At 58.4% G+C, this 24,269-nt stretch carries 23 protein-coding genes and 7 tRNA genes; 22 read left to right on the forward strand and 8 right to left on the reverse strand.

Going from position 1 to position 24,269, the window contains the following annotated elements; genetic code table 11:
* Nucleotides 1-78 precede the first annotated feature (78 nt).
* Nucleotides 79-966: an SLAC1 family transporter gene (locus tag HMPREF2785_RS08635; protein ID WP_070615174.1), complete on the forward strand. Its 888-nt coding sequence runs from the start codon at nucleotides 79-81 to the stop codon at nucleotides 964-966.
* 50 nt (nucleotides 967-1,016) lie between these two features.
* On the opposite strand, the gene HMPREF2785_RS08640 is transcribed toward HMPREF2785_RS08635, so the two are convergent.
* The 6 genes from HMPREF2785_RS08640 to HMPREF2785_RS08665 form a co-directional block, all read right to left on the reverse strand.
* Nucleotides 1,017-1,092 (reverse strand) — tRNA-Gly (locus HMPREF2785_RS08640).
* Between the two features lie 35 nt (nucleotides 1,093-1,127).
* Nucleotides 1,128-1,199, reverse strand: a tRNA-Val gene (locus tag HMPREF2785_RS08645).
* A 16-nt stretch (nucleotides 1,200-1,215) separates the two neighbouring features.
* Nucleotides 1,216-1,289 (reverse strand) — tRNA-Cys (locus tag HMPREF2785_RS08650).
* 40 nt (nucleotides 1,290-1,329) lie between these two features.
* Nucleotides 1,330-1,405, reverse strand: a tRNA-Gly gene (locus tag HMPREF2785_RS08655).
* A 35-nt stretch (nucleotides 1,406-1,440) separates the two neighbouring features.
* Nucleotides 1,441-1,512, reverse strand: a tRNA-Val gene (locus tag HMPREF2785_RS08660).
* Between the two features lie 19 nt (nucleotides 1,513-1,531).
* Nucleotides 1,532-1,607 (reverse strand) — tRNA-Gly (locus tag HMPREF2785_RS08665).
* Nucleotides 1,608-1,854: 247 nt separating this feature from the next.
* Here HMPREF2785_RS08665 and HMPREF2785_RS08670 point away from each other — a divergent pair.
* From HMPREF2785_RS08670 to HMPREF2785_RS08770, 21 genes are all read left to right on the forward strand, one after another.
* Nucleotides 1,855-1,926, forward strand: a tRNA-Val gene (locus HMPREF2785_RS08670).
* Nucleotides 1,927-2,111: 185 nt separating this feature from the next.
* Complete coding sequence (locus HMPREF2785_RS08675) at nucleotides 2,112-2,711, forward strand: copper resistance CopC family protein (protein WP_070614960.1); 600 nt, start codon at nucleotides 2,112-2,114, stop codon at nucleotides 2,709-2,711.
* 9 nt (nucleotides 2,712-2,720) lie between these two features.
* Nucleotides 2,721-3,377: a copper chaperone PCu(A)C gene (locus HMPREF2785_RS08680; protein ID WP_070484859.1), complete on the forward strand. Its 657-nt coding sequence runs from the start codon at nucleotides 2,721-2,723 to the stop codon at nucleotides 3,375-3,377.
* Between the two features lie 98 nt (nucleotides 3,378-3,475).
* The gene (locus HMPREF2785_RS08685; protein ID WP_246821215.1) at nucleotides 3,476-4,627 is read left to right on the forward strand and encodes a Dyp-type peroxidase; all 1,152 of its coding nucleotides are present in this window, start codon (nucleotides 3,476-3,478) and stop codon (nucleotides 4,625-4,627) included.
* Between the two features lie 110 nt (nucleotides 4,628-4,737).
* Nucleotides 4,738-6,795 carry a threonine--tRNA ligase gene (thrS, locus tag HMPREF2785_RS08690; protein ID WP_070614965.1) on the forward strand — a complete coding sequence of 686 codons (2,058 nt, stop codon included), beginning with the start codon at nucleotides 4,738-4,740 and terminating at the stop codon, nucleotides 6,793-6,795.
* The gene (locus tag HMPREF2785_RS08695; protein ID WP_083308950.1) at nucleotides 6,707-7,363 is read left to right on the forward strand and encodes an ATP adenylyltransferase; all 657 of its coding nucleotides are present in this window, start codon (nucleotides 6,707-6,709) and stop codon (nucleotides 7,361-7,363) included. Before thrS ends, HMPREF2785_RS08695 begins: the two co-directional genes overlap by 89 nt.
* Nucleotides 7,356-7,991 (forward strand): phosphatidylinositol phosphate synthase, encoded by a 636-nt coding sequence (gene pgsA / locus HMPREF2785_RS08700; RefSeq protein WP_070570439.1) that lies wholly within the window; start codon nucleotides 7,356-7,358, stop codon nucleotides 7,989-7,991. The genes HMPREF2785_RS08695 and pgsA overlap by 8 nt, the downstream gene beginning before the upstream one ends.
* Nucleotides 7,992-8,930, forward strand: coding sequence for a phosphatidylinositol mannoside acyltransferase (locus tag HMPREF2785_RS08705; protein ID WP_070614967.1), 939 nt, complete (start codon nucleotides 7,992-7,994; stop codon nucleotides 8,928-8,930).
* Between the two features lie 3 nt (nucleotides 8,931-8,933).
* Nucleotides 8,934-10,013 carry a glycosyltransferase family 4 protein gene (locus HMPREF2785_RS08710; protein WP_070614968.1) on the forward strand — a complete coding sequence of 360 codons (1,080 nt, stop codon included), beginning with the start codon at nucleotides 8,934-8,936 and terminating at the stop codon, nucleotides 10,011-10,013.
* Nucleotides 10,010-10,477, forward strand: a complete 468-nt coding sequence (locus HMPREF2785_RS08715) for a LemA family protein (RefSeq protein WP_070614970.1) — start codon at nucleotides 10,010-10,012, stop codon at nucleotides 10,475-10,477. The genes HMPREF2785_RS08710 and HMPREF2785_RS08715 overlap by 4 nt, the downstream gene beginning before the upstream one ends.
* 70 nt (nucleotides 10,478-10,547) lie before the next feature.
* Nucleotides 10,548-11,300 carry a YebC/PmpR family DNA-binding transcriptional regulator gene (locus HMPREF2785_RS08720; protein ID WP_070423069.1) on the forward strand — a complete coding sequence of 251 codons (753 nt, stop codon included), beginning with the start codon at nucleotides 10,548-10,550 and terminating at the stop codon, nucleotides 11,298-11,300.
* A gap of 93 nt (nucleotides 11,301-11,393) precedes the next feature.
* Entirely contained in the window at nucleotides 11,394-11,945 is a 552-nt protein-coding gene (ruvC, locus tag HMPREF2785_RS08725) for a crossover junction endodeoxyribonuclease RuvC (protein WP_070820288.1), read from the forward strand.
* Nucleotides 11,942-12,556 carry a Holliday junction branch migration protein RuvA gene (gene ruvA / locus HMPREF2785_RS08730; RefSeq protein WP_070614972.1) on the forward strand — a complete coding sequence of 205 codons (615 nt, stop codon included), beginning with the start codon at nucleotides 11,942-11,944 and terminating at the stop codon, nucleotides 12,554-12,556. Before ruvC ends, ruvA begins: the two co-directional genes overlap by 4 nt.
* An 11-nt stretch (nucleotides 12,557-12,567) precedes the next feature.
* Nucleotides 12,568-13,644: a Holliday junction branch migration DNA helicase RuvB gene (gene ruvB, locus HMPREF2785_RS08735; RefSeq protein ID WP_070423072.1), complete on the forward strand. Its 1,077-nt coding sequence runs from the start codon at nucleotides 12,568-12,570 to the stop codon at nucleotides 13,642-13,644.
* A gap of 33 nt (nucleotides 13,645-13,677) precedes the next feature.
* On the forward strand, nucleotides 13,678-13,968 hold the full coding sequence (yajC, locus tag HMPREF2785_RS08740; protein WP_070451334.1) for a preprotein translocase subunit YajC: 291 nt from the start codon (nucleotides 13,678-13,680) through the stop codon (nucleotides 13,966-13,968).
* Nucleotides 13,969-14,123: 155 nt separating this feature from the next.
* A complete protein-coding gene (gene secD / locus HMPREF2785_RS08745; protein ID WP_070570428.1) occupies nucleotides 14,124-16,067 on the forward strand; it encodes a protein translocase subunit SecD in 1,944 nt (647 codons plus the stop codon).
* Nucleotides 16,067-17,230, forward strand: a complete 1,164-nt coding sequence (secF, locus tag HMPREF2785_RS08750) for a protein translocase subunit SecF (protein ID WP_371327150.1) — start codon at nucleotides 16,067-16,069, stop codon at nucleotides 17,228-17,230. Before secD ends, secF begins: the two co-directional genes overlap by 1 nt.
* Before the next feature lie 33 nt (nucleotides 17,231-17,263).
* Nucleotides 17,264-18,859: an ABC transporter substrate-binding protein gene (locus HMPREF2785_RS08755; protein WP_246821217.1), complete on the forward strand. Its 1,596-nt coding sequence runs from the start codon at nucleotides 17,264-17,266 to the stop codon at nucleotides 18,857-18,859.
* A gap of 60 nt (nucleotides 18,860-18,919) precedes the next feature.
* Nucleotides 18,920-19,498 (forward strand): adenine phosphoribosyltransferase, encoded by a 579-nt coding sequence (locus HMPREF2785_RS08760; RefSeq protein ID WP_070423077.1) that lies wholly within the window; start codon nucleotides 18,920-18,922, stop codon nucleotides 19,496-19,498.
* 50 nt (nucleotides 19,499-19,548) lie between these two features.
* A complete protein-coding gene (locus HMPREF2785_RS08765) occupies nucleotides 19,549-21,825 on the forward strand; it encodes a RelA/SpoT family protein (protein ID WP_083279516.1) in 2,277 nt (758 codons plus the stop codon).
* A 128-nt stretch (nucleotides 21,826-21,953) separates the two neighbouring features.
* Complete coding sequence (locus HMPREF2785_RS08770) at nucleotides 21,954-22,844, forward strand: serine hydrolase domain-containing protein (protein ID WP_168164686.1); 891 nt, start codon at nucleotides 21,954-21,956, stop codon at nucleotides 22,842-22,844.
* 60 nt (nucleotides 22,845-22,904) lie between these two features.
* Here the strand turns inward: HMPREF2785_RS08770 and HMPREF2785_RS08775 are convergent, their stop codons facing one another.
* Together HMPREF2785_RS08775 and HMPREF2785_RS08780 are read right to left on the reverse strand one after the other, a co-directional pair.
* Nucleotides 22,905-23,168 carry a hypothetical protein gene (locus tag HMPREF2785_RS08775; protein WP_070614977.1) on the reverse strand — a complete coding sequence of 88 codons (264 nt, stop codon included), beginning with the start codon at nucleotides 23,166-23,168 and terminating at the stop codon, nucleotides 22,905-22,907.
* Nucleotides 23,169-23,281: 113 nt separating this feature from the next.
* The gene (locus HMPREF2785_RS08780; protein ID WP_070614980.1) at nucleotides 23,282-24,232 is read right to left on the reverse strand and encodes a peptidylprolyl isomerase; all 951 of its coding nucleotides are present in this window, start codon (nucleotides 24,230-24,232) and stop codon (nucleotides 23,282-23,284) included.
* Nucleotides 24,233-24,269: the final 37 nt, after the last annotated feature.

The raw sequence follows: 24,269 nt of genomic DNA on the forward strand, positions 1-24,269 counted from the left end.
ACGGGTTTACCCGTCCACAAAATTTGACACAGGCCACAGATTCGCTAATAGGTTGGGAACAGGCATAGCGTGGCTATCATGCAGTTGCCAAAGTACGGTCCGGCGTGGGCCGGTGCCTTGATGGGCACTTCAATTGCCTCCACCTTGTCTGGTTTGCATGGCTTTCGTCTCTGCCAGATCGCGTTCGCCCTGTGTGCCGCTGTGTTGCTTGCGGTTTTTACGGTGGGCGCTCGACATGAGCCTCCTCGCCACCAAAATATGGCGGCGTGGGGCATGTACACGATGGGGCTACTGTCTTGCGGCTCAGCGTGGACCGCGCTGACCGGTAACGATGGATTCCAGTTGGCCAGTTGGTGGATCGGTGCACCGCTTTCCGCACTAGTGTGTTTGTGGCAGCTTTGGGCGTTTTGGAAGCGACCGAGCCTCTATGGAAAACCTGCGTTTCCCTGGGGCCTTGCGTTGGTCACGCCAATGGTGGCCGCAACGTCTGGAGGGCAGCTATCCGATGAGCATGGAGCGCTCTACCACTATGTCGGTGTGGTGTGTTTCTGGCTCACGTTGACAACGGCAATTCCGCTGTTTGCCTATTGCTTTTGGTCATTCATGCGCCACCGTTACCACCCAAGTGGCGCAGCCGCAGGTACAGCCTGGATCCCACTAGGCGTCGTCGGGCAATCGACGGCCGCATCTACAGTGCTTTTCGACGCCCACCTCTACGGCATTGTCATGTTCGTGATCGGAGTGCCGTGTTCCTTGTTCGCAATGTATTGCTTCTACCAGGCGGTAGTGACAATTGCGCCCTACGGTCCGGGGTGGTGGGGTGCCACATTCCCGGTGGGAACGCTGTGCTTAGGGGCTTGGTACCAGGGGTGGTCCCAATTATCCTTTGTGCTGTTGATTCTGCTTCTTGTGCACTGGAGCATTTGCGCGGTACGTTTCGGGGCTTGGCAATTGCAGCGCCTATAGAAAAGGGGATAAAAGAAAGACTGCCTACCGAAACGATAGACAGTCTTTTGTGGAGCGGATGACGAGACTCGAACTCGCGACCCTCACCTTGGCAAGGTGATGCGCTACCAACTGCGCTACATCCGCATCTTGTATTCAGTTGACGAGGGGGAAACCCTCTGTGCGCGATACTGGGATCGAACCAGTGACCCCTACCGTGTCGAGGTAGTGCTCTACCGCTGAGCTAATCGCGCTTGGCTGGTGACAGCTTGGAGGTGGATACGGGAATCGAACCCGTGTACACGGTTTTGCAGACCGTTGCCTAACCACTCGACCAATCCACCGTGGAGTTACCTCCAAAGTATTCGGGAACTCCGAAGTACTTGGAGCGGATGACGAGACTCGAACTCGCGACCCTCACCTTGGCAAGGTGATGCGCTACCAACTGCGCTACATCCGCATCTTGTATTCAGTTGACGAGGGGGAAACCCTCTGTGCGCGATACTGGGATCGAACCAGTGACCCCTACCGTGTCGAGGTAGTGCTCTACCGCTGAGCTAATCGCGCCCACGTTCCTTGATGGAACTGGAGCGGATGACGAGACTCGAACTCGCGACCCTCACCTTGGCAAGGTGATGCGCTACCAACTGCGCTACATCCGCATGCTCTCCGCGCTTACCGCGCTGATTGCGAGAACAAACCTTATCCTCATTCACCGCTTGTATCCAAATCGGCAGTTCACGGCACTTGGTGCGGGTTGGTTAATGAGGTTTCAGCGATGTAATTCTCGGGAGCCGCACGCGATTCAAGGTGTCAAACTAGGCAGGGGAAGGCTCTCTTGGGGGGAAAGTGGCTGTGGCCTGCGGATTCGTCCGTGGCGCTCCATCCGTGTAATCTAGCAACTCGTTCGGTCCTATGGCTCAGTGGAAGAGCGTTCCGTTCACACCGGAAAGGTCGCTGGTTCGATCCCAGCTAGGACCACAACGCAAACCGTCAGGAAACTGACGGTTTTTCTTTTTCTTCAGGCAGTCAGGGCGGGGGCCTGCGATTCCTAGCTGCCAATATTGGGGGTTTTGTGCCAGTGTGGGAACTATTCGGCCGTTTTAGGCGACTACTCATTTCGAGTGCGAAAATTACGCACTCAATAGTTTGAACAAGGAGACGAAATGCCCAAACCTGCACATTGCAGGCAAGTTGCACGAGTGGGCGGTATTGCTGCCGCGGCGTTGGCAACTGCTCTGGTTACCTCGGCTCCCGCGGTTGCGCATGACGTTGTTATCGGATCCAACCCCGAAAACAAGTCTGTGGTGCAGGACTTTCCTGAGCGGATCGAGCTGGAGTTTTCTGGCGAGCCCAAGGAAGGTTTCAATACCGTCGCCATCTCACGTACGGAGAATGGAAGCACGGATGTGCTGTTCACCGGCGAACCGGTAATTGAGGGCCGAAACGTCGCACTCGATCTTCCGCCAGATCTGCAGCCGGAGGCCGGAGACTACAAAGTTGGCTTCCAAATCGTCTCGTCCGACGGACACGCAACTAAGGGCATGACCTCGTTTAGCTATCAGCCAGATGGCGCTGGCTCGCAATCGCAACAGGATTCGACCGCTACTAACGCTGCAGAAACGAATGAAAACTCAAGCGTTTCTGCTCTCTGGCTGCTTGCTCTTGGCACCATCGTGCTTGCGGTCATCGCGGTGTTGGCCGTGACGAATCGTTCGAAGAAGAGCAAGACCATAACTGATGACGTGCGCAAAGGCGCGCAGTAAGGAAACATGATGAAGAATCGTTTGATGGCCACGGCAGTTGTCGCTGCTTTCGCTTTGACCCCGGCGCTGACCGCCTGCTCCAGCGACTCCAATGAGGCGGCAACCGACACAGCTACCTCGTCCGCTGCAACGTCGGCAAGTGAGACTGCCACGGATGCTGCCGCCACCTCGGACGTTGAACTCGTCGATGGCACTGTGCGTGCAAAGGCTGCCAAGGACGCAGAAAATGGCAGTGATATGACGGCGATCTTTGGCACCTTGAAAAATGGCACGGATGAAGACATCCACGTGATTGGCTTCACTACCTCGCTGGGTGAAGCCATGTACGAAATCCACGAGGTTGTGGATGGCGTCATGCAGGAGAAGGAGGGGGGCATCGTCATTCCGGCCGGTGGCACTTACGAGCTGAAGCCGGGCGGTGACCACTTCATGGTGATGGGCTACCCGGACGAGATTCCTGCTGGAGACACCGTTGATGTCACGCTGCTGACTGAGGGTGGCACCACCATTGATATTCCGGAAGTAGCCGTCCGTACCATGCTGCCGGGCGATGAGGACTACGGCGAGGATGGCCAGGTCATGGACCACAGCCAGCACAAGCACGGCGACGATGCAGCGCATGGCGAACACGCCGAGCACAGCGAAACCGCTGAGCACAAGCACTAGGAGGAGCGAATTCAATGGTTAAGCCACAGCGTGGCGGAGTTTCCCGCCGGGTGTTTCTGGCCGGTGCGGCTGGGGTGGCGGGGGTTGCGTCATCAAGCATGGCGCTCGTTGCGTGTAGCGGTGAGGATGATCGCGAAACTGCATCACGGGCACTTACCGAATCAACTATCGCATTCGATGGCGCTCATCAGGCAGGCATCCAAACGACTACACAAGCGAATCTCAACCTCGTTGGGTTCAACCTCAAAGACGGCGTGGAGGCCGATGGAATCCGCCGTCTAATGCGGTTGTGGACGGAAGATGCGCGAGAGCTCGTCTCCGGCCGCAACCCTTTGTCAAGCCTTGAGCCAGAAATGGTAGACAGGCCAGCAAACCTCACAATCACATGCGGCTTGGGCGAGCGAATCTTTGACGTCGCCGCCCCCAAAAGTAAGCCGGCGTGGCTGCACGACATTGAGCCGATGCCACGGGAGAAACTCGTTCCAGAGTGGGGACAAACCGATATCGTTCTCCAGATCTGCTCGGATGACCCGATGGTGTGTGCATGGGTAATGCGCCACATGACCCGCGCAGGGATGGACTACGTAAAAACTGCGTGGGTGCAGCAAGGGTTCATGAACGCCTACGGCAATATTCCGAAAGGCCAAACCCCGCGCAACCTCTTCGGTCAAGTCGATGGAACCGTCAACCCACATTCGGACGATGAATTCGCGGAGCAGGTGTTTCACGAGGATGGCTCTTCCTCACTGGTAGTGCGCCGGATCGCGATGGATCTCGACGATTGGGAGCGGCTCGACCGGGCTTCACGCGAGGAGTCTGTCGGCCGCAGGTTGAGCGACGGTGCCCCGCTCACTGGCGACAGCGAATTCGACAAACCAGATCTCGATGCAATTGATGAATACGGTCTGCCCGTCATTGACAGGAACTCGCACATGGCGCGAGCAATGCCGCCGAAGGACCATCCGGAGCAGCGTTTCTTACGCAGACCGTACAACTACAACCTTCCGCCGGACCCGAACTCGAAAGGTCTCTCAAATGCAGGCTTGGTCTTTCTGACTTTCCACAAGGACCCGGATATCCAGTTCACGCCGGTGCTTCGCCGTCTGCTGGAGATGGATCGCCTTAACGAATGGACGACTCACATTGGTTCCGCGGTGTACTGGGTGCCACCGGGCACTGTGGAGCCGGGTAGTGGTAACTCCGGTGATACGTACTGGGGCGAAGCCGTACTTTCCGGCACTCGGGGGTAGAATCCCTATCGACCGGCGTGCGTCTGCGCCGTCGGGACAGTGAACAGCACGATGGGGTTGCGTCCAGGTATGACGCAGCCCAATGACGCGCAAAGGAGCGCACGACACCTATGTCAAACGAAGCAGTAGTCGAGTTTGCAACGTTCGAGGTCCCCGCAGGCACCGCCGTGGGTGCAGCGATGCGGGAGTTGAACTTGCCAAACAAGGGCGACGACGCCGTCGTTTGCGTCTTGGATGCAGAGGGCGAACTCAAAGATCTTTCCCACGTGCCGGAGCAAACCGCCACGTTCACTCCTGTCCCGGCAAACACTGAGCTTGGTCGCTCGGTTATCCGCCACTCCTGTGCGCACGTACTTGCACAGGCTGTTCAGGCGGAGTTCCCGGGAACCAAGCTGGGCATTGGCCCTGCGATTGAAGACGGCTTTTACTACGACTTTGATGTCGCCGAGCCGTTTACGCCTGAAGATCTGAAAACGCTTGAACGGCGTATGAAGAAGATCATCAAGCAAGGCCAGAAGTTTGTCCGCGGTGTCTACGCATCCGTGGAGGAAGCAGCCGAGGATCTCAAGGATGAGCCGTACAAGCTCGAACTGATCAACGACAAGGGCAACGTCGACCCAGATTCTGACGAAGCTACTGAAATCGGTGCAGGCGAGCTGACCCACTACGACAACGTCAATCCCCGCACGGGCGAGGTGGAGTGGCATGACCTGTGCCGTGGCCCGCACGTGCCAACGACGAAGTACATCCCGGCATTCGCACTGACCCGTTCGTCCGCTGCCTACTGGCGAGGCGACCAGGACAATGCTGGTCTGCAGCGTGTCTACGGCACTGCGTGGGAGTCGAAGGAAAAGCTCGACGAGTACATGACCATGCTCGAGGAGGCTGAGAAGCGCGATCACCGCCGTCTTGGCAATGAGCTGGATTTGTTCTCCTTCCCAGACGAGGTCGGTTCTGGTCTTCCGGTATTCCACCCGAACGGTGGCATCGTGCGTATGACCATGGAGCAGCACTCGCGTGAGCGTCACGTGGCAGCCGGCTACTCCTTCGTCAACACTCCGCACGTGACCAAGGGTGACCTTTTCACGAAGTCTGGTCACCTGGATTGGTACGCGGACGGCATGTTCCCGCCGATGAAGCTCGACGGTGAGGTTGACGCCGACGGCAACGTGACTAAGCAGCCGGTGGACTACTACGCCAAGCCGATGAACTGCCCGATGCACAACCTGATCTTCGACTCTCGTGGTCGTTCCTACCGCGAACTTCCGCTGCGTTTGTTCGAGTTCGGCACGGTGTACCGCTACGAAAAGTCTGGTGTGGTGCACGGTCTGACTCGTGCTCGTGGCTTTACCCAGGATGATGCTCACATCTACTGCACTGAGGAGCAGCTGGAAGAAGAGCTCACCAGCGTTCTGGAGTTCATCATCTCGCTACTGCAGGACTACGGTCTGGATGACTTCTACCTCGAACTGTCCACGAAGGACCCGAAGAAGTACATCGGCGACGACGACATCTGGGAGCGTTCCACGAGCATTCTCGAGTCGGTGGCGAAGAAGTCTGGCCTTGAGCTAGTTCCGGACCCTGCCGGCGCCGCTTTCTATGGCCCGAAGATTTCGGTGCAGGCACGCGACGCCATCGGTCGCACCTGGCAGATGTCGACCGTCCAGTTGGACTTCAACCTTCCTGAGCGCTTTGACCTGACCTACACCGCCTCTGACGGTTCGAAGAAGCGTCCGGTGATGATCCACCGTGCACTCTTCGGCTCGATCGAGCGTTTCTTCGGCGTGCTGCTCGAGCACTACGCGGGTGCGTTCCCGGCATGGCTGGCGCCACACCAGGTTGTGGGTATTCCGGTTGCTGATGCGTTTGCCGACCACCTTGATGGGGTCGTCGCAAAGCTGCGCGAGCGCGGTATTCGTGCAGAGGTTGACCACTCGGACGACCGCATGCAGAAGAAGATCCGTACGCACACCACGAACAAGATCCCGTTCATGCTGCTTGCGGGTGAGCGTGACGTTGATGCCAACGCTGTGAGCTTCCGCTTCCTTGATGGCACGCAGATCAACGGCGTGAATGTCGATGAGGCAGTGGAGATCATCGCGGACTGGATCGCGGCGAAACGTAACGATCAGCCGAGTGAGGCAAACGTTGCAGCCCAGCGGCAGTAATCATGGCGAGGACCCCTACATCGATACCGGTGTAGGGGCTCCTGACCGTCTTGTACGTCTGTGGGCGCCCTACCGGTCGAGTTACATTGCGTCGGCGCCGAGATCGTCGAAAAGCAATGACCCGTTTCTAGAGATACCGAAACTCAGCGACGAAGACGGATTGATTATTGCCCGTGGCACGCGTGTATACGCGGTGTTGAACCTGTATCCGTACAACGCCGGACATCTCATGGTTGTGCCGTATCGCAAGGTCGCGGAGCTTGAGGCGCTTGACGACGAAGAAACAACCGAACTGATGGCGTTTGCCAAGCATGCGGTAAAGACGCTGAAGCAGGTGTCGAGCCCAGAGGCGATTAACGTCGGTTTGAACCTGGGCAAAGCGTCCGGAGGGTCGGTTGGAGATCACCTGCATCTGCATGTGGTTCCGCGTTGGTCCGGCGACTCGAATTTTATGACTGTGCTTTCCGGAACCAAGGTTCTGCCGCAGCTCCTGCGAGAGACTCGCGAGCTGCTGGCGCAGGGGTGGCGCGAGGTCGAACAGGGCGAGGGGAGAAGCCACGATGCTTAGTGTGCATGGGCGTAAACCGGCAGCTGTTGTCGTGGAACCGGTGGCGAAGGGCTTGTTGAAAGCCGGCGTCACGCCGAACATGATCACTCTTGCCGGCACGATTGCCACGATGCTGGCGATGATGGTTCTCATCCCGACGGATCATCTCGTGTGGGCAGCGGTGTTGAGCACGATTTTTGCAGCGTGTGACATGGTGGACGGCACCATGGCGCGATTACGTGGTGGTGGGACGGCTTTCGGCGCAACACTAGACGCCAGTTGTGACCGTCTCACGGACGGCGCCCTGTTTGGGTCGATTGCGATGTGGATGGTCTACGTTGCGGACTTGTCTGCGGCCCATGTTGCAGCCTGCCTAGCTGTGTTGGTCCTCTCGCAGGCGATCAGCTACATCAAGGCGCGCGCTGAAGCCGGCGGCATCAGCGTCGTCGGCGGCCTCATTGAACGGCCAGAGCGTTTGATCCTTGCTTTGGGCGGGCTAGCGCTCGAGGGGTTTGGGGTGCCGAACGCTGTCGTGGTGTCAATTTGGATTCTGTTAGCAGGGTCGTTGTTTACCGTGGTGCAGCGGCTGGTCTTCGCCGCGCGAGACGATCAGGCGAACGCGAAGATGGCGCCACCAGCAGGGGCGTAGATGAGCGGCATTGGAATGCGTGTGTCTTCGGCGGGTTACATCGCCGGGTGGAAGATCGTCGGGGCGCTTCCGGAGTGCCTCACGCGTCCGTTAGCTGCTGCTGGTGCGGATTGGGTATCAAACGACGGCGCCGGAATGGACATGCTGCGCCGCAATCTCACACGCGTCGTCGGTGCAGAAAACGTCACCAAGGAGCTGGTGCGTGACAGCGTGCGTTCCTACGCAAGATATTGGCTCGAAGCTTTCCAACTGCCTCGCATTGCGGATGATCCAAACTTGGATGAGCGACTCACTGCAGGTCTGGTTGGTAGGGAGTATTTGCAGGAGTCGATCGATGCTGGCAACGGGGTCGTACTGACTCTGCCGCATTCCGGGAATTGGGATATGGCGGGAATGTGGCTTGCAAAGCACTATGGAACGTTTACAACGGTTGCTGAGCGGCTCAGGCCTGAGAAGCTGTTTGATTCGTTCGTGGAGTATCGCGAAAGTCTGGGTTTCGAAGTACTTGCCCTCACCGGGGAGAAAACTCCTCCCTATGCAAGGCTCAAAGAGGTCCTCCAAGGCGGGGGCATCGTGTGTTTGATGGGAGAGCGCGACCTTGGGCGTCGAGGTGTGCCAGTGACATTTTTCGGCGAGGATACGACTTTTCCTGCAGGGCCAGCAAAGTTGGCATTGGAGACAGGCGCGGGCCTTCACACGGTGCATACGTGGTTTGCAGGTTCGCAGACGGATCCTGGCTGGGGGATGAGCGTTGCACCTGCGCTGAAAGTGACCACGCTTGAGCGAACGGTGCAGGCAATTGCAGACGAGTTCGCTGCCGCGATTGCCCACCACCCGCAGGATTGGCACATGCTGCAGCCGTTGTGGCCTGTCGATGTCCCGGTTCGCGGGAGGCGCTGGGCGCTCGACAACCGTTCAGACATCTCAAGGGAGACCTAGCCGATGCGGGTTGGGCTAGTCTGCTCCTATTCTTTTGATGAACCTGGTGGAGTTCAAGTGCATGTCCTTGACTTGGCGGAGCGGTTGCGGGAAATGGGACATCACAGTGAAGTCCTTGGCCCTGCATCTGCCGATACGCCGTTGCCCGAATGGGTAACTCGAGGCGGGCCAGCGGTTCCGATTCCTTACAACGGTTCTGTTGCGCGCTTGTCGTTTGGCCCGCGAGTAGTGAGGACGACCAAGCGATTCATCGAACTCGGCGATTTCGATGTGCTGCATATCCACGAGCCAAATTCGCCGGGCTACGCCATGGTTGCGAACCGAATAGCTGCGGGTCCGATCGTGGCTACCTATCACACCTCTGCGGAGAGCTCCTACGCGCTGAAAGTAGCGCTGCCTGCGTTGCGTGCGAACTTGGAGAAGATTCGTGCCGGAATCGCAGTGAGCGAGTTGGCATGGCAGTGGCAGGCAGAGCAGATTGGCACTGACCCTGTGATCATTCCGAACGGAGTTGACACGCGACGCTTCGCGCGGGCTCGTGGTGTGCGCAATGACTCTACAGACGTGGAGGTTGTGTTCCTTGGGCGACTCGACGAGCCACGTAAAGGCCTCGATGTGTTCTTGACTGCACTGGAGCGTCTTCCGCGCCTTCCTCAGGTGACGGTGATGGGCGGAGGTGCTGCACGCGAAATGGACGGGGTGCGTTTCGCTGGGAAGGTTACGGAGGATGAAAAGGTCGAGATTCTCGGCCGCGCCGACATTTTTGTTGCCCCGAACCTCGGTGGCGAGTCGTTTGGTATCATTCTGGTCGAAGCAATGGCGGCGGGGTGTGCCGTGGTAGCCAGCGATATCCCTGCTTTTGCCGCCGTTGGCTCTGACGCTGCGGCCTTCTTTCCGCCGGGGGATCCCGATGCTTTGGCGCAGCAGTTGCAGCTGCTTATCGACGACGCCACCTACCGCAACGACTTGATTAACCGAGGCGTACGTCGCGCCACGGAATTCGATTGGTCAGTGGTGGCGAACCGTGTTTGCGCTGTGTATGAGGCTGTTTCCTACAACGAGAAGGTGAGGATTGAGCGATGACATTTGGTATCGTGCTTCTCGTCGTCGCGCTGATCTTCGTTGTCATCGTGGCTGTCTGGGCGTTTCACACTGCGCAGCGACTTCACCGATTGCATATTCGTTTGGATAGGTCCCGTGATGCGCTGCAGGCTGCTCTTGATCGCCGCTGCGCTGTAGTTGCGGCGCTGTTTCCCGAGCTCGCGCAGCAGGCTCACGAAACGGAGGCGCTTCGGTTCAGCTCGAAGGATCTTCGGCTGCGTCTTGGCGCTGAGGGGGATCTGATGCAGGCGGTCAGGGAGTCGTCGCAAAGCAGTGGCGACGTACCGGCTGAACTCCGTGATGCACATACCCGAGTAGAACTCGCCCGGCGGTTCTATAACGATGCGGTTGCGGATACGTTGGCGCTGCAGTTGCGACCTCTGGTGCGGTTTTTCCGTCTTGGCGGTACGGCGGTAGTGCCGCAGTTTGCCACCGACGGCCAGTAACAGCGTATTTGTGCAGCTGGCGTATACTTGCGCTCTGTTAACCGTCAACAGAGGAATGAAGGGGTGCTCGATGGCAGGCCACTCAAAGTGGGCAACGACCAAGCACAAAAAAGCGGCGAACGATGCAAAGCGTTCCAAGCTCTGGGCGAAGATGATCAAGGATATCGAGGTCGCCGCCCGCACAGGCGGCGGTGACCCCGCTGCTAACCCGACCCTCGATGACATGATCCGCAAGGCGAAGAAGGCCTCGGTCCCCAACGACAATATCGAGCGCGCTCGCAAGCGTGGCTCCGGCGAGGAAGCCGGCGGATCCGACTGGGAAACTGTCATGTACGAGGGCTACGGCAACAACGGTGTTGCTGTGTTGATTGAGTGCTTGACCGACAACCGCAACCGTGCCGCAACCGAGGTACGTACCGCCATGACCAAGAATGGTGGCAACCTGGGCGAGTCCGGTTCTGTCGGTTACATGTTTGAGCGCACCGGTGTGGTCACGATCAAGAAGGGTGATCTCTCCGAAGATGACGTGCTGATGGCAGTGCTCGACGCCGGCGCTGAGGAAGTCAACGACCTCGGTGAGGAGTTCGAAATTACCTGCAAGCCGACTGACCTGCCTGCAGTGCGTGAGGCCCTGATCGGTGAAAGCATCGAGATTGAAGACGCTGGCCAGGAATTCCGTGCTGACGTTCAGGTCGATCTTGATCTCGAAGGCGCACAGAAGATGATGCGCCTGATCGACGCGTTGGAAGATTCCGACGACGTCCAGAATGTCTACACCAATATGACGATCTCTGACGAGGTTGCAGCGCAGCTCGACGCATAACACTTCGTCGTGAACCGGCGCGCCCTCTTCGGGGGCGCGCCTTTTTCGCACGTTGTGGTAGAACATATGTGTCATGAGCGAAGGAGTGATTGCGTGAACCTCGAAGGACTACGGGTGATGGGAATTGATCCCGGTCTGACGCGTTGTGGCTTGTCTGTTGTGCAGGCAGGTCGTGGCCGCCAGATCATTCCCGTAGCAGTTGGCGTCGTGCGAACTCCCTCAACCGCGGAGCTTGCGGAGCGCCTGCTCAGAATCTCTCGGGCGGTGGGCGAGTGGATGGATGATTACCAGCCCGATGTTGTTGCTATGGAACGTATCTTTGAACGTGGCAACGTCTCCACGGTGATGCACACAGCGCACGCTGTCGGTGTCATGGTCTTAGCCGCTGCGGAGCGTGACATCCCGGTGCACATGTACACCCCTTCAGAGGTAAAGAAAGCAATATCTGGCAATGGACGTGCGGACAAGAAGCAAATGACCACTATGGTCACGCGCATTCTTGGTTTGAGTGAGGCGCCGAAACCAGCAGATGCTGCTGATGCGCTGGCCATTGCAGTCTGTCACTGCTGGCGCGCGCCACTTATCGCTCGAACGCAACATCTCCAACAACTTCAATACTCCAATACGAAGGCGGCAGTGCAATGATTGATTCTCTCAACGGTGAGGTGCTCGCTATTGGTCTCGACCATGCGGTCATTGAGTGTTCTGGGGTGGGCTATAGGTTTCTTGCTACACCGCAAACGCTTGGCGGTCTTGTGCGTGGTGAAACGCATCGAGTGATGACCTCGATGGTGGTCAAAGATGACGGCGTCACCTTGTATGGCTTTGGCGACAATGAATCGCGCGAGATGTTCCATAAGTTGCAGACCGTGACTGGCTTGGGGCCGAAGTTGGCTATTGCCGCGTTGTCTGTTTTTGAGCCTGGCGAGCTTTCGACGCATATTGCAAACGGTGACGCGAAGAAGGTTCAAACGATCCCCGGCGTGGGCAAGAAAATGGCCGAGCGCATGATCCTCGAGCTCAAGGACAAAGTTGAAGCGATGTTGCCGGCGCAGTCACCAAACGGTGTGGGGGCTGATACAGCAGCAAAGCCAGCCACCACTTACGCCTCGGAACAGGTTGTGGAAGCGCTGGTCGGACTCGGATTCCCAGAGCGTACGGCACAGTCGGTCGTAGATCAGCTGACAACAGACCAGCCGGATCTCGACGCTTCTGCGTTGTTGCGTCAAGCGCTGACGCATTTAGGCAAGAAGTAGGCTAAAGCGCAATGTCTGATGTGGAAAAGACCGAGTTCCAGCTCCCTGAAGGTTTTTCAGCGAAAGCACCGTCGCCTGTCGACGCCAACGTGCAGGCCGACGAACACGATATTGAGCGTTCGTTGCGTCCGAAGTCCATTCAGGAATTCATCGGCCAACCCAAGGTACGAGAACAACTCAGTCTTGTGCTTACGGGCGCCCGAAATCGTGGTGTGACGCCGGATCATATCTTGCTGTCTGGTCCGCCTGGACTGGGCAAGACCACCATGGCAATGATCGTCGCACAGGAATTAGGCACGTCGTTGCGCATGACCTCCGGGCCTGCTCTTGAACGGGCAGGCGACTTGGCGGCGATGTTGTCTAACTTGATGGAGGGCGATGTGCTCTTCATCGATGAGATTCACCGCATCGCACGGCCGGCTGAGGAAATGCTCTATATGGCCATGGAGGATTTCCGTATCGACGTCATTGTTGGCAAGGGCCCGGGCGCGACATCGATTCCGCTAGAGATTCCTCCGTTTACCCTTGTCGGGGCAACCACGAGGGCAGGTATGCTCACCGGCCCGTTGCGTGACCGCTTTGGGTTTACAGCTCAAATGGAGTTTTACGATGTCGACGACCTCACCAAGGTTGTCAGCCGTGCAGCGAACATCCTTGGGGTGCAGATTGATACTGACGCTGCGGTTGAGATCGCCTCGCGTTCACGTGGAACCCCGCGAATTGCGAACCGACTCCTGCGTCGAGTGCGCGACTGGGCTGAGGTCCATGGCGACGGCAGGGTAAACCTGGATGCCGCACGAAGTGCGCTCGAAGTGTTCGATGTCGACGAGCTAGGGCTAGATCGCCTCGACCGTGCTGTGCTTGGCGCCCTGATCAGGGGACATGGCGGTGGCCCGGTAGGTGTAGGGACCCTTGCGATCGCGGTTGGCGAGGAATCCGGCACCATCGAAGAGGTCTGTGAGCCTTATCTGGTGCGCGCGGGACTGATGTCGCGAACAGGCCGGGGGAGGGTTGCTACCGCCGCCGCGTGGGAGCACTTGGGTTTGCAGGCACCTCCCGAAGCGCCTGGGCAGATGCCGCTCTACTAAGCCCACGATTGTGTTGTGCAATGATGGTTTCTCATGGAACCAATTTTGCTCATTGTCATTCTGGCCTTGTTCTTGCTGCCTTCCATCCTCATGATGCGTGGCCAGAAGAAGCGTCAGGCTCAGATTGAACAACTGCGTCAGTCGATTCAGCCTGGCGATCAGATTGTCAACGTTGCAGGCTTCCACGCCACGGTTGTGGAGCACAATGGCGAGACCATGCTTGTGGAGCTTGCCCCGGGTGTAGCCGTGACGATGGATACGGCTGGTGTGATGCGCAAGATTGAGCCTGTGGCACCTGTCGACACAAATGAGGTACCCAACTAAGTTTTTCTGGCCTGATGGCGTAGCATATTTGCGTTGTGCCATCACCGGCTCGCGCGATTGTTTGTGTCCACCGCACCTTGAAAGATGCTGCTGGATCGGCGTGTGCGCCGGTGTAAGGCGGAAAACCCGAGCCTGAACAAAGAGGAGTCTGCTCAGTGTCTACACGCACTCGGCGATCCGGCGAGGCGAAGTCGAAGCGGCAGTGGCCCGCGAAGGCGCTTGCCCTATTCGCTCTCATCGTCATCGGCGTCTACGCCCTTGTATTTTTTACCGGCACGAAGAGTGCTACCCCGAAGCTAGGTATTGACTTGCAGGGCGGTACTCGTGTGACACTGGTGCCGCAGGGTGAAGAGCCTACGTCAGAACAGCTCCAGGATGCTCGTCGGATTCTGGAGAACCGTGTCAACGGCATGGGCGTCTCGGGCGCATCGGTCGTCGTCGATGGCAACACCATCGTGATCGAAGCAGCTGGTGACGATACCTCGGAGATCCGTAACATCGGACAGACCTCCCAGCTGTTCTTCCGACCTGTGCTTGACCCTCCGGCTGCAAACCCAGCTGAAGCAGATAAAGCCATCTTGGATATGGCGAACGAGTGGGTAAAGTACGGCATCTTCACGCCCGAAGAGGGCCAGTCACTGCTGAAACAGTTCGCGGCTCGCAAGGAGCAGGCTGAGAAACAAGCCGAGGAGCAGGCCAAAGCTGCTGAGTCAGGCGATGCAAACAACCCAGAGGTTGGCAAGGACGTCGCGCCAAGCGAGGAAGAAGCGCCAGCAGAGCCGAAGAACGTCCCACAGATTTCCGCTGAACCACTGCCGGAACCGAACGGTCCGGTTGAGGCCGCTGAGCGCCGCCAGGAAACAACCGAAATGCTGCGGAAGACCCGCCAGTCGACTGACCCGACTCAGCAGTACGCTGCGTTGACGTTGATGTCCGCACGCTGCTTCGGCCAGGCAACCGACCCGCTCGCTGGCTCGGATAAGCAAGATCTTCCGCTAGTCGCTTGTGACCCGTCGACCGGTCAGGCGATGTTGCTTGACGAGGTCCCGCTGCTCAGCGGTGTAACAGATCCGGAAGGCCCGCGCCTGACCGGCGAGCAGATTGATACCAGCCGCGCGATTACCGGCGGATACAACCCGCAGTCGGGACAGATGGAGATCAGCTTCGCCTTCAGCCAGGCTGGTGATGTCAACGGTTCCGCTACCTGGGCGAAACTCACCAGTGAGATGCTGCAGAAGCAGATCGCAATCACACTTGACTCCCAGGTGATCTCCGCGCCAGTTATCCAGGGCGCAACCCCAGTCGGCTCCGCAACCTCGATCACGGGTCAGTTCACTCAAGAGGAAGCTGAGGGGCTCGCAAACAACCTGCGCTACGGAGCACTGCCGCTGTCGTTCGCCGGTGAAAACGGTGAGCCAGGCGGAACTGCGATGACGGTTCCCCCTTCACTCGGTCAGGCCTCCTTGAAGGCTGGCCTGTATGCGGGGCTGGTGGGTCTTGCCATGGTGGCGATCTTCGTTTTCGCCTACTACCGCCTCTTCGGCTTCATCTCGTTGGTCACCCTGGCAGCAGCGGGTTTGCTTGTCTACGGCATGCTCGTGTTGCTCGGTCGCTGGATTGGATACTCGCTCGACCTGTCGGGCATCGCTGGTCTGGTCATCGGTATCGGTACGACTGCAGACTCGTTCATCGTGATTTATGAGCGCATCAAGGACCAGGTACGCCACGGCAAGACATTCCGTTCGGCGACCGCGTCCGGTTGGGAACGGGCCAAGGAGACGGTCATCACAGGCAACATGGTGACTCTGATTGGTGCGGTCATCATCTACTTCCTGGCAGTTGGCGATGTCAAGGGCTTCGCCTTCACCATGGGTCTGACAACCATCTTCGACCTGTTGGTCACCTTCCTGGTCACTGCGCCGCTTCTGGTGCTCGCATCTCGCAGCAATTTCTGGTCGAAGCCGTCTGTCAACGGTATGGGTGCCGCGTTCCGCACCGCAGAAGAACGCCGCGCTGCAGGTGATCTTGAGGAGGGCGACGGCGTCGTCGTCAAGCAACAAGCTTCCGTGGAAGCATCCGCCGCGAATGAGGAGGCCTAATCATGTCGAGCACTGTAGCTACGACCGAAACCCCCACGACGAAGCGCGGCTTTGCACGTCGCGACCGTGAATCGCTGTATGACGGCTCCGGCGGCCTCGACTTCGTTGGGCACCGCAAGACCTGGTACAGCATCACCCTCGGACTTATGGTGGTCGCGATCCTGGCGATGTTCATTCGTGGCTTCAACATGGGTATCGACTTCGAGGGCGGCACCAAGCTGACGATGCCTGCCGGCGATTTGGTCGCGACCGAGGTCGAGGAAACCTTCGTCGAGGCCACCGGTGTGACACCTGAGCTCACCCAGATCGTTGGCGCTGGCGACGCCCGCACGCTGGAGATCAACTCTGCCCACCTCTCGCAGGAGCAGATCGATGCCGCGCGTCAGGCTATTTTCGATACCTACCACCCACAGGATCACAACGGTGAGCCGAGCGCTGACGCTATCGGTGACTCCACCGTGTCGGAGTCGTGGGGTTCCACGATTACGAACCGCATGCTCCTGGCTATGGTCGTGTTCCTTTTGGCAGCGTCCGTGTATGTCGCGGTGCGTTTGCAGCGCGCGATGGCGCTGGCTGCCATGGGGGCGCTGTTGGTTGATGCCATCCTCATCATGGGTATCTACGCATTGTTCGCCCTTGAGATCACCCCAGCGATGATCATCGGTTTCCTGACTGTGTTGACGTTCTCGCTTTACGACACGGTGATTGTGTTTGACAAGGTCAAGGAGAACACGTCGGGAGTGCTTGATTCTCGACGATCCACCTACGCGGAAGAGGCCAACCTCGCGGTCAACCAGACCGTAATGCGTTCGATTTCCACCTCGGTTATTTCTGCGCTGCCGATCATCGCTCTGATGATTGTCGCGGTATGGATGCTGGGTGTGGGTACTTTGAAGGACCTTGCGCTCATCCAGCTCATTGGCGTCATTCAAGGCGTGATCTCCTCGTTGTTCTTGGCCACCCCGATGTTGGTCAGCCTGGTAAACCGCCGTCAGGAGCACAAGGACCACAATGCTGCGGTTGAGGCATTCCGTAGCCGTGGCCAGGTCGAAGAAGTTGAAGAGGAACCGGTCGAAGAGAAGAAGCGCCACGTGGCTACTCCGATTCGACCTGTGGAAGACACGGGTGCATCTTCGACAAGCACCTGGCGTCCGAACGCGTAAGAAAGCGGCTGAAACCTAGTGGTGCGTGGACTCATGAGACCGAAAATGGTGATTGGCAGCAAGGTTGCGGCTGTGTTGGCCGCAACGGCGCTGGTGCTTTCCGGGTGCGCATCTTCAGACAACGACGATGATGAGTCCACGAAACTTTTCGGTTACCAGGTAACAAGCAATCTGCGCACCACAAACGCTGGATCCCTCGAAGGATCGACAGACTTAGCGCAATCGTTGTCCGGTCGCCTGTACCCCGGGGTGTATGTTCCCGGTCCAAGCGGACAGTTGATCCCCAACACTGACCTTGTAAAAACCCAGGTGCTGCCGGGGGATCAGCGCAAGGTGATTTACACCTTGTCGGAAGCGGCAGTGTTTTCGGACGGCACTCCCGTCACCTGCGCTGACTATCTTTTGACGTTTGCTGCCGGACAATACCCGGCGACGTTCGGTTCGAATATGCCTTTGTTCGGCGACACGGATTCGCTGTCGTGCACACCCGGATCGAAAGAGTTCACTGTGACCTTCAAGGAAGGCCGTGGTGCACGCTGGCGTGGCCTTTTTGAACCAGGCACGGTCCTTCCCGCACATGCTGTTGCTGCAAAGACCAATCGATCTGTCGAGGACCTCGTCGCTGATCTACTCTCGGATGATCTGGAGCGACTCAAACCAATCGCGCAGGTGTGGCGCCACGGGTTTGACCTCAAAGAGTTCGATCCTGAACTCCAAGTCTCGTTTGGCCCGTTCAAGGTTGCGGAGGTAGGAGAGAAGGGCCAGGTTCGGCTCGTCGCTAATGAGCATTACTACGGGGACGCTCCGCAGACAGCAGCAATGGTGGTGTGGCCTGGTTCCGTAGATTCTGCGGAGCTAGCAGCATCCAAGGCGATGAAGATCGGCGACCTGCGGCAGTTGCAACCACAGTGGTACGACGAGGACGCAGAAGGCAATCGATTGGATGTGAAAACGGCCATCGGTGAGCTCACCGAGATGTTGACCCTGCCGGAGGTTGGTTTTTGGGCGGATCCGGATCACCGGAAGGCACTTGCACGTTGCATCGATCCTCGCGCTGTTGCCGCCGCTTCAAGTGAGAAGGCGGGGGTTGAAGTGCCAGTTGCACCGTTGCATGTCATTCAGCACACCGACCCGTTGGCTCAGCGTATGGCAGATATCGCTGCCCCGTTTTTGGACGTGAATATCCAGGAAGCTTCCGCACTTCGGGGTTCCACGTTGCGTATCGGTTACGTGTATCCGGACGAGCGTTGGGCCGCGATGGTGGAATCGATGCGCCGCACCTGCGAGCCAGCAGGAATTACGATCGTCGACGTCACAGGCGAGGGGAAGACGCTCGCTGACCTGCCTCACGTGGAGTACGACGAGTGGCGCAACGAATCCGTGCATGACGGCGAAGCCGACGCTATCTTGCGAGTCGTTGACCCGATGAGCGAGTACCCAGCGGCCAACAATCGCGCCCAGGATCTGGGGGCGTTGCGTGCCCAGGAGGGGCATCTGTGGAAGACGCTGCCATCGATTCCGCTGGCCGCACAACCCCGAACCTTCGTCGTCGATAATGCAGTGCGCAACGTGGTGCCGTATACAGGACTTTCCGGCATTGGCTGGAACATGGACCGATGGTTCAACTGACCAAATGTAATTCCCGACCCTAAAAACCCGATAAACCTGACCAGGAGACGATCCGAAATCATGTCGCCCACCCCGTCGATCAGCCCGCATGGCGGTCAGCCTTACGCTTCCGCTCTTGAGGCACTGCAGGACAAGATTCGCCGCGTTCCGGATTTTCCGGAGCCGGGAGTGCTGTTCGAGGACCTGACTCCGGTGCTTGCCGACCCAGCTGCGCTCAACGTGGTCATTGCAGAGATGGCCGAGGCGAGCAAGGAGCTCGGCGCCGATCTCGTCGGCGGCCTTGATGCCCGAGGGTTTTTGCTCGGCTCCGCTGTGGCGTACGAGATGGGCACCGGCATTCTTGCGATTCGCAAGAAGGGCAAGTTGCCGCCACCGGTGATTACCCAGGAGTACACCACGGAGTACAGCTCCGCTGCGCTGGAGATCCCCGCGAATGGGGTGGATATCTCTGGCAAGAGCATTGTGCTTGTCGACGACGTCCTGGCTACCGGCGGGACCTTGATCGCGGCGCGCGACTTGATTGAGCGCGCCGGCGGTCGAGTTGCCGGCTACGTCGTCGTCTTGGAAGTCCCGGGACTTGGAGGGCGCGAGCGACTCGACGGCGCTCCGCTTGTGGTTTTGGGGAAAGAAGAAAACTAGCCGGGTAGTATCACAGACTTAGTACCTGCTGACAGTGGAGGAGTCCTGACATGACAGATAAACCAGTCAAACGGTCGGGCCCGACCGTGCGCAGTGTCTCCGCCAGGTTGGCCCGCTCTCTTACGGGAGGTGGGCGTCCGCGAACGAACCCAGTGCTCGATCCGCTGTTGTCGATTCACCACAAGTATCACCCGAAGGCTGACGTGGAACAGCTCGGATTTGCTTACGAAACGGCAGAGCGGTTGCACGAGGGTGTATTCCGCAAGTCAGGTGATCCCTACATCACCCACCCGCTCGCCGTCGCAACGATTTGTGCCGAGATTGGTATGGATACCACCACGCTGGTGGCGGCTCTGCTCCATGACACGGTAGAGGACACCGACTACTCACTTGATGAGCTCACCCGCGATTTTGGCCCTGAAGTGGCCAAACTTGTCAATGGCGTGACCAAACTGGACAAGGTCGCGCTCGGCGCCGCCGCAGAAGCGGAAACGATCCGCAAAATGATCGTTGCTATGTCCGAGGATCCTCGCGTACTGGTGATTAAGGTCGCGGACCGCTTGCACAACATGCGCACGATGCGTTTCTTGCCGCCGGAGAAGCAGGCGAAGAAGGCGCAGGAGACGCTCGATGTCATCGCACCGTTGGCGCACCGCTTGGGTATGGCGACGGTGAAGTGGGAGCTAGAAGATCTCGCGTTCGCTATTTTGCAGCCGAAGAAGTACGAGGAAATCGTACGTCTTGTGGCGGATCACGCTCCGTCACGCGACCGTGCCCTGCGCGAGATCACTACCGATCTGCAGCGCGAGTTGAGCACGAATGGCATCCAGGCTGAGGTCATGGGCCGTCCGAAGCACTACTGGTCGATCTATCAGAAGATGGCTGTGCGCGGTCACGACTTCGCGGAGATCTTTGATCTGGTCGGTATCCGTGTTCTGGTGGATACGGTGTATGACTGCTACGCCGCTGTTGGTGTGGTCCACTCGCTGTATTCGCCGATGCCGGGCAGGTTCAAGGACTACATTTCCAACCCGCGTTTCGGTGTCTACCAGTCGCTGCATACGACGGTGATGACGACGACCGGTCGCCCCCTTGAAGTGCAGGTGCGTACACACGAGATGCACTACAACGCCGAATACGGTGTGGCTGCCCACTGGCGTTACAAAGAGACGAAGGGCTCCCACAAGGGCGATCAGGCCGAGGTCGACCAGATGGCGTGGATGCGTCAGTTGCTTGACTGGCAGAAGGAAGCCGCGGACCCGAATGAGTTTTTGGACTCGTTGCGTTACGACCTGACAAGCCAGCAGATTTTCGCGTTCACTCCGAAGGGCGATGTAGTGGATTTGCCGGCAGGCTCTACTCCGGTCGATTTCGCCTACGCCGTGCACACTGAAGTTGGCCACCGCTGCATTGGTGCGAAGGTTAACGGCAAGTTGGTCACCCTAGAAACCGAGCTGAAGTCCGGCGACAGGGTAGAGATTTTCACTTCAAAGGATCAAAACGCTGGGCCAACGCGCGATTGGCAGGACTTTGTTGTCTCCCCGCGCGCGAAGGCGAAGATTCGACAGTGGTTTGCCAAGGAACGTCGCGAGGAGCAGCTCGACGCGGGTCGCGATGCCCTGGCTGCTGAGGTGCAGCGTGGCGGGCTGCCGTTGCACAGGCTGTTTACCAACGAGTCGATGCGCCAGGTAGCAACGCGTTTGCACTACCAGGACGTTGATGCGCTGTATACGGCTATCGGCGCGGGAACAGTGTCTGCAGCGCACGTCGCGCACTTGCTCATGGACATGTTCGGCGGCGACGATGACGCCGTAGACGCCCTCACAGCGCGTACCCCTGTTTCTGCACTTGTTCGCCCGCAAACAACCGGCGACGGCCCTGCGATCCTGGTTGAGGGCAGCCCGGATGTGATGGCGAAGTTGGCGAAATGCTGCCAACCCGTCCCCGGCGATGCCATCTTCGGGTTTGTCACCCGTGGTGGGGGAGTTTCCGTGCACCGGACTGACTGCACGAACGCGACCAAACTTAACGACGAGCCAGAGCGTCTCGTCGAAGTGTCATGGTCCGCCCCCGGTGGCACCAAGAGTGCGTCACGCGCGACAATTCAGCTGGAAGCACTCGACCGCAATGGTCTGCTTACCGAGACCACCGGGGTGCTCTCCGAGGCGAAACTCCCAATCCTCGCGATGTCGTCTCAAGCAGGGGAGGACCGAGTGGCGACGATCCGACTGACCATTGAGGTGTCAGACATCAAACAACTCGGCTCGATCATGAACCAGATTCGCAACATTGAAGGTGTGTTCGACGTCTACAGAGTGACTGCGTAACCTAAGCTCGTTCGAGACCTGTTCAACGTTGCGTTGATAGGAAGGTTGCGATGCGGTTCAAACGGGTCACTCTTGCACAAAAGTTGACAGGGGATGCGTCTCTTGTGCGACTGCTTTCCTCATTGGCAATGCGAGCGAGTGCGGATACGTATCCGCTTCGTAATGTTGCAGCTTGCGTTGTTGAAGACGGAAAGGCCAACTTTGCTGGGCTCGGGGCGGATGAGCACGCTGAGTTCGAGATTGCCTCAATAACCAAGACGTTCAATGCCGAGCTGCTCGAGCAAGCCATTACCAAGGGGTTGGTTGACACCGATACAACGGTCGGAGATGTGCTTGGGCAGCGTGTGCGAGGTAACGCATTAGCAGATGTGACGCTGGCTGAATTGGCGAACCACACCTCGGGCTTGCCACGAACCGGCAAGCAACGACCGCGAAACATTGCACGAGCACTTCTCGGCTTGAATCCTGACGTAGGAGTCACATCCGAGGATGTCATCGAGCAGGCACTGTCAGCGACACTGCGAGAGCGTGGCGTGGAGGAATATTCTAACCTCGGCCACGACTTGCTCGGGTTTCTACTGGCCAGGGTTTCCACCACGACCTACCCGACGTTGATCAAAGAGTGGGTGCTCGACCCGTTGGGGATGACGGAGACTTACGTCGCTTTGCCTGGAACAGTCGGACCGGATAGACCCAGGGGAGTCTCCGCACTCGGTCTACCTGTTCAAGCTTGGGAGATGGACGGCACAGCTCCATCCGGCGGCCTGCGTTCGACCACCTCGGACATGGCGAAGTACGCCATGCATATCCTTGAGCGTCGCAGTACGCGATTTACGTGGGCGAACATTAAAGGCACCGAACTGTACTGGCATAACGGTGCAACGCGGGGATTCTCCTCGATGCTGCTGCTGGACTTAAGCACTCAGCGTGCATCGTTTGTCACGACGGATTCGTATGCAGACATTGAATGGATTGCGTTTGAACTCATAGGCCTGCATGACCCAGCGCGAGAGAAATGACCACGAAACAGAAAAGCGTCTCCGGCGAGAAACCGGAGACGCTTTTCGCAGTGACGCGTTTTAGCGCATGAACTTCATGGCAACCGTAGCCACCTGGCTCAGGATGCCAATGATCGCGGTGACAACGGCGAGCCAATCCTGGATCTCGGACGGACTCATGTCGCGCGTGGACGAGCCCTCTTCGTTGGACGAAGATCCATTGTCGTTAGTGGTGTTCGTGGTGTTATCGCCGACGACAGTCGGCGCAGCCTGAGCAACACCTGCACCGGTGAAGGCGACTGCGGTGACGGTAGCGGCGGCGATAAGGCTGGTGCGGGTCTTCATGAGGGTCCTCACTGAAAAGGTTTGAAACGGAATCTCTGCAGGATGCTATCGCCTGCGAGGGTTGCGTGCAATAGCGATACCGGTGTGGAAGAGCGGAGTGCTACTGCACAGTGCTACTTCACAGTGGCCTTGGTGATGCGTACTTCATCTGCCGGTGCGCCGTCAGTCCCGCCGCCTTCAACTCCCTTTTCGGCGATCTTGTCCAGGGTGGCAAGGCCCTCGTCGTCAATCGTGCCGAAGTAGGTGTACAGCGGCGGCAGGACCGAGTCGCCGTAGTTAAGGAAGAACTGGGAGCCGTTGGTGTCCGCGCCAGCGTTAGCCATGGCGATCGTGCCACGGTCATAGCGCTTAGGCTCGTTTTGCAGCATCATCTGCAGGGTTTGGTTCTTGGTAGCCTCATCCATATCGGCTGGTAGGTCGAGACCTTCGGTGTCAATGCCGTCGAGTGCCTCGTCAGTGGGAAGCTCGTTGGCGAACTGGAAGCCAGGGCCACCCGCACCGGTGCCATCCGGGTCGCCACACTGCAGCACCTTCAGCCCGTCGGCAGTGGTCAGACGGTGGCAGACCGTGTCGTTGAAGTATCCCTCGGAGGTCAGGTACTCGATGGCGTTGACCGTGCACGGGGAAGCTGCGCGATCGAGCGTCATACCGATCGGACCCTGGTTGGTCTCGAGCTCGACGGTGACGGTGCCTTCGGTGGACACGTTCTCGGTCGGCGGGGTGCCAGCGCGCAGCTCAGCGCCGTCCTCGTTTTCATAGGTGCACGAGACGGTAGCCGGCAAGGCCTTCTCGCGCTTCGTAGCAATCGGCGCGAAGGTGGAAGCGTCGAATTCTTCCTGTTCCGCGTTGTCAGTCTCCGAAGCGGCGGAGGTATCGTCAGTTGCTAGATTGTCCTCGTCGCCCTGGTTGGCTGCGACGTAGATGCCGCCACCAATCAGCGCGATGGCAACGGCGGAAAGCGCTGCGACAGACCACGGGCGGGACTTTTCCTTGCGGTCGCGGGAATCGAGTTCCCGTTCCAGATTGGACAGGGCCTCTTTGCCACGCTGTTCGTTGCTAGCCACTGGCGATGCACCTCTTCGAGTATCGGGGAAAGCGCGT

It is taken from the genome of Corynebacterium sp. HMSC067D03 (assembly GCF_001811185.1).
In the GTDB taxonomy this organism is placed as follows: Bacteria; Actinomycetota; Actinomycetes; order Mycobacteriales; family Mycobacteriaceae; genus Corynebacterium; species Corynebacterium coyleae.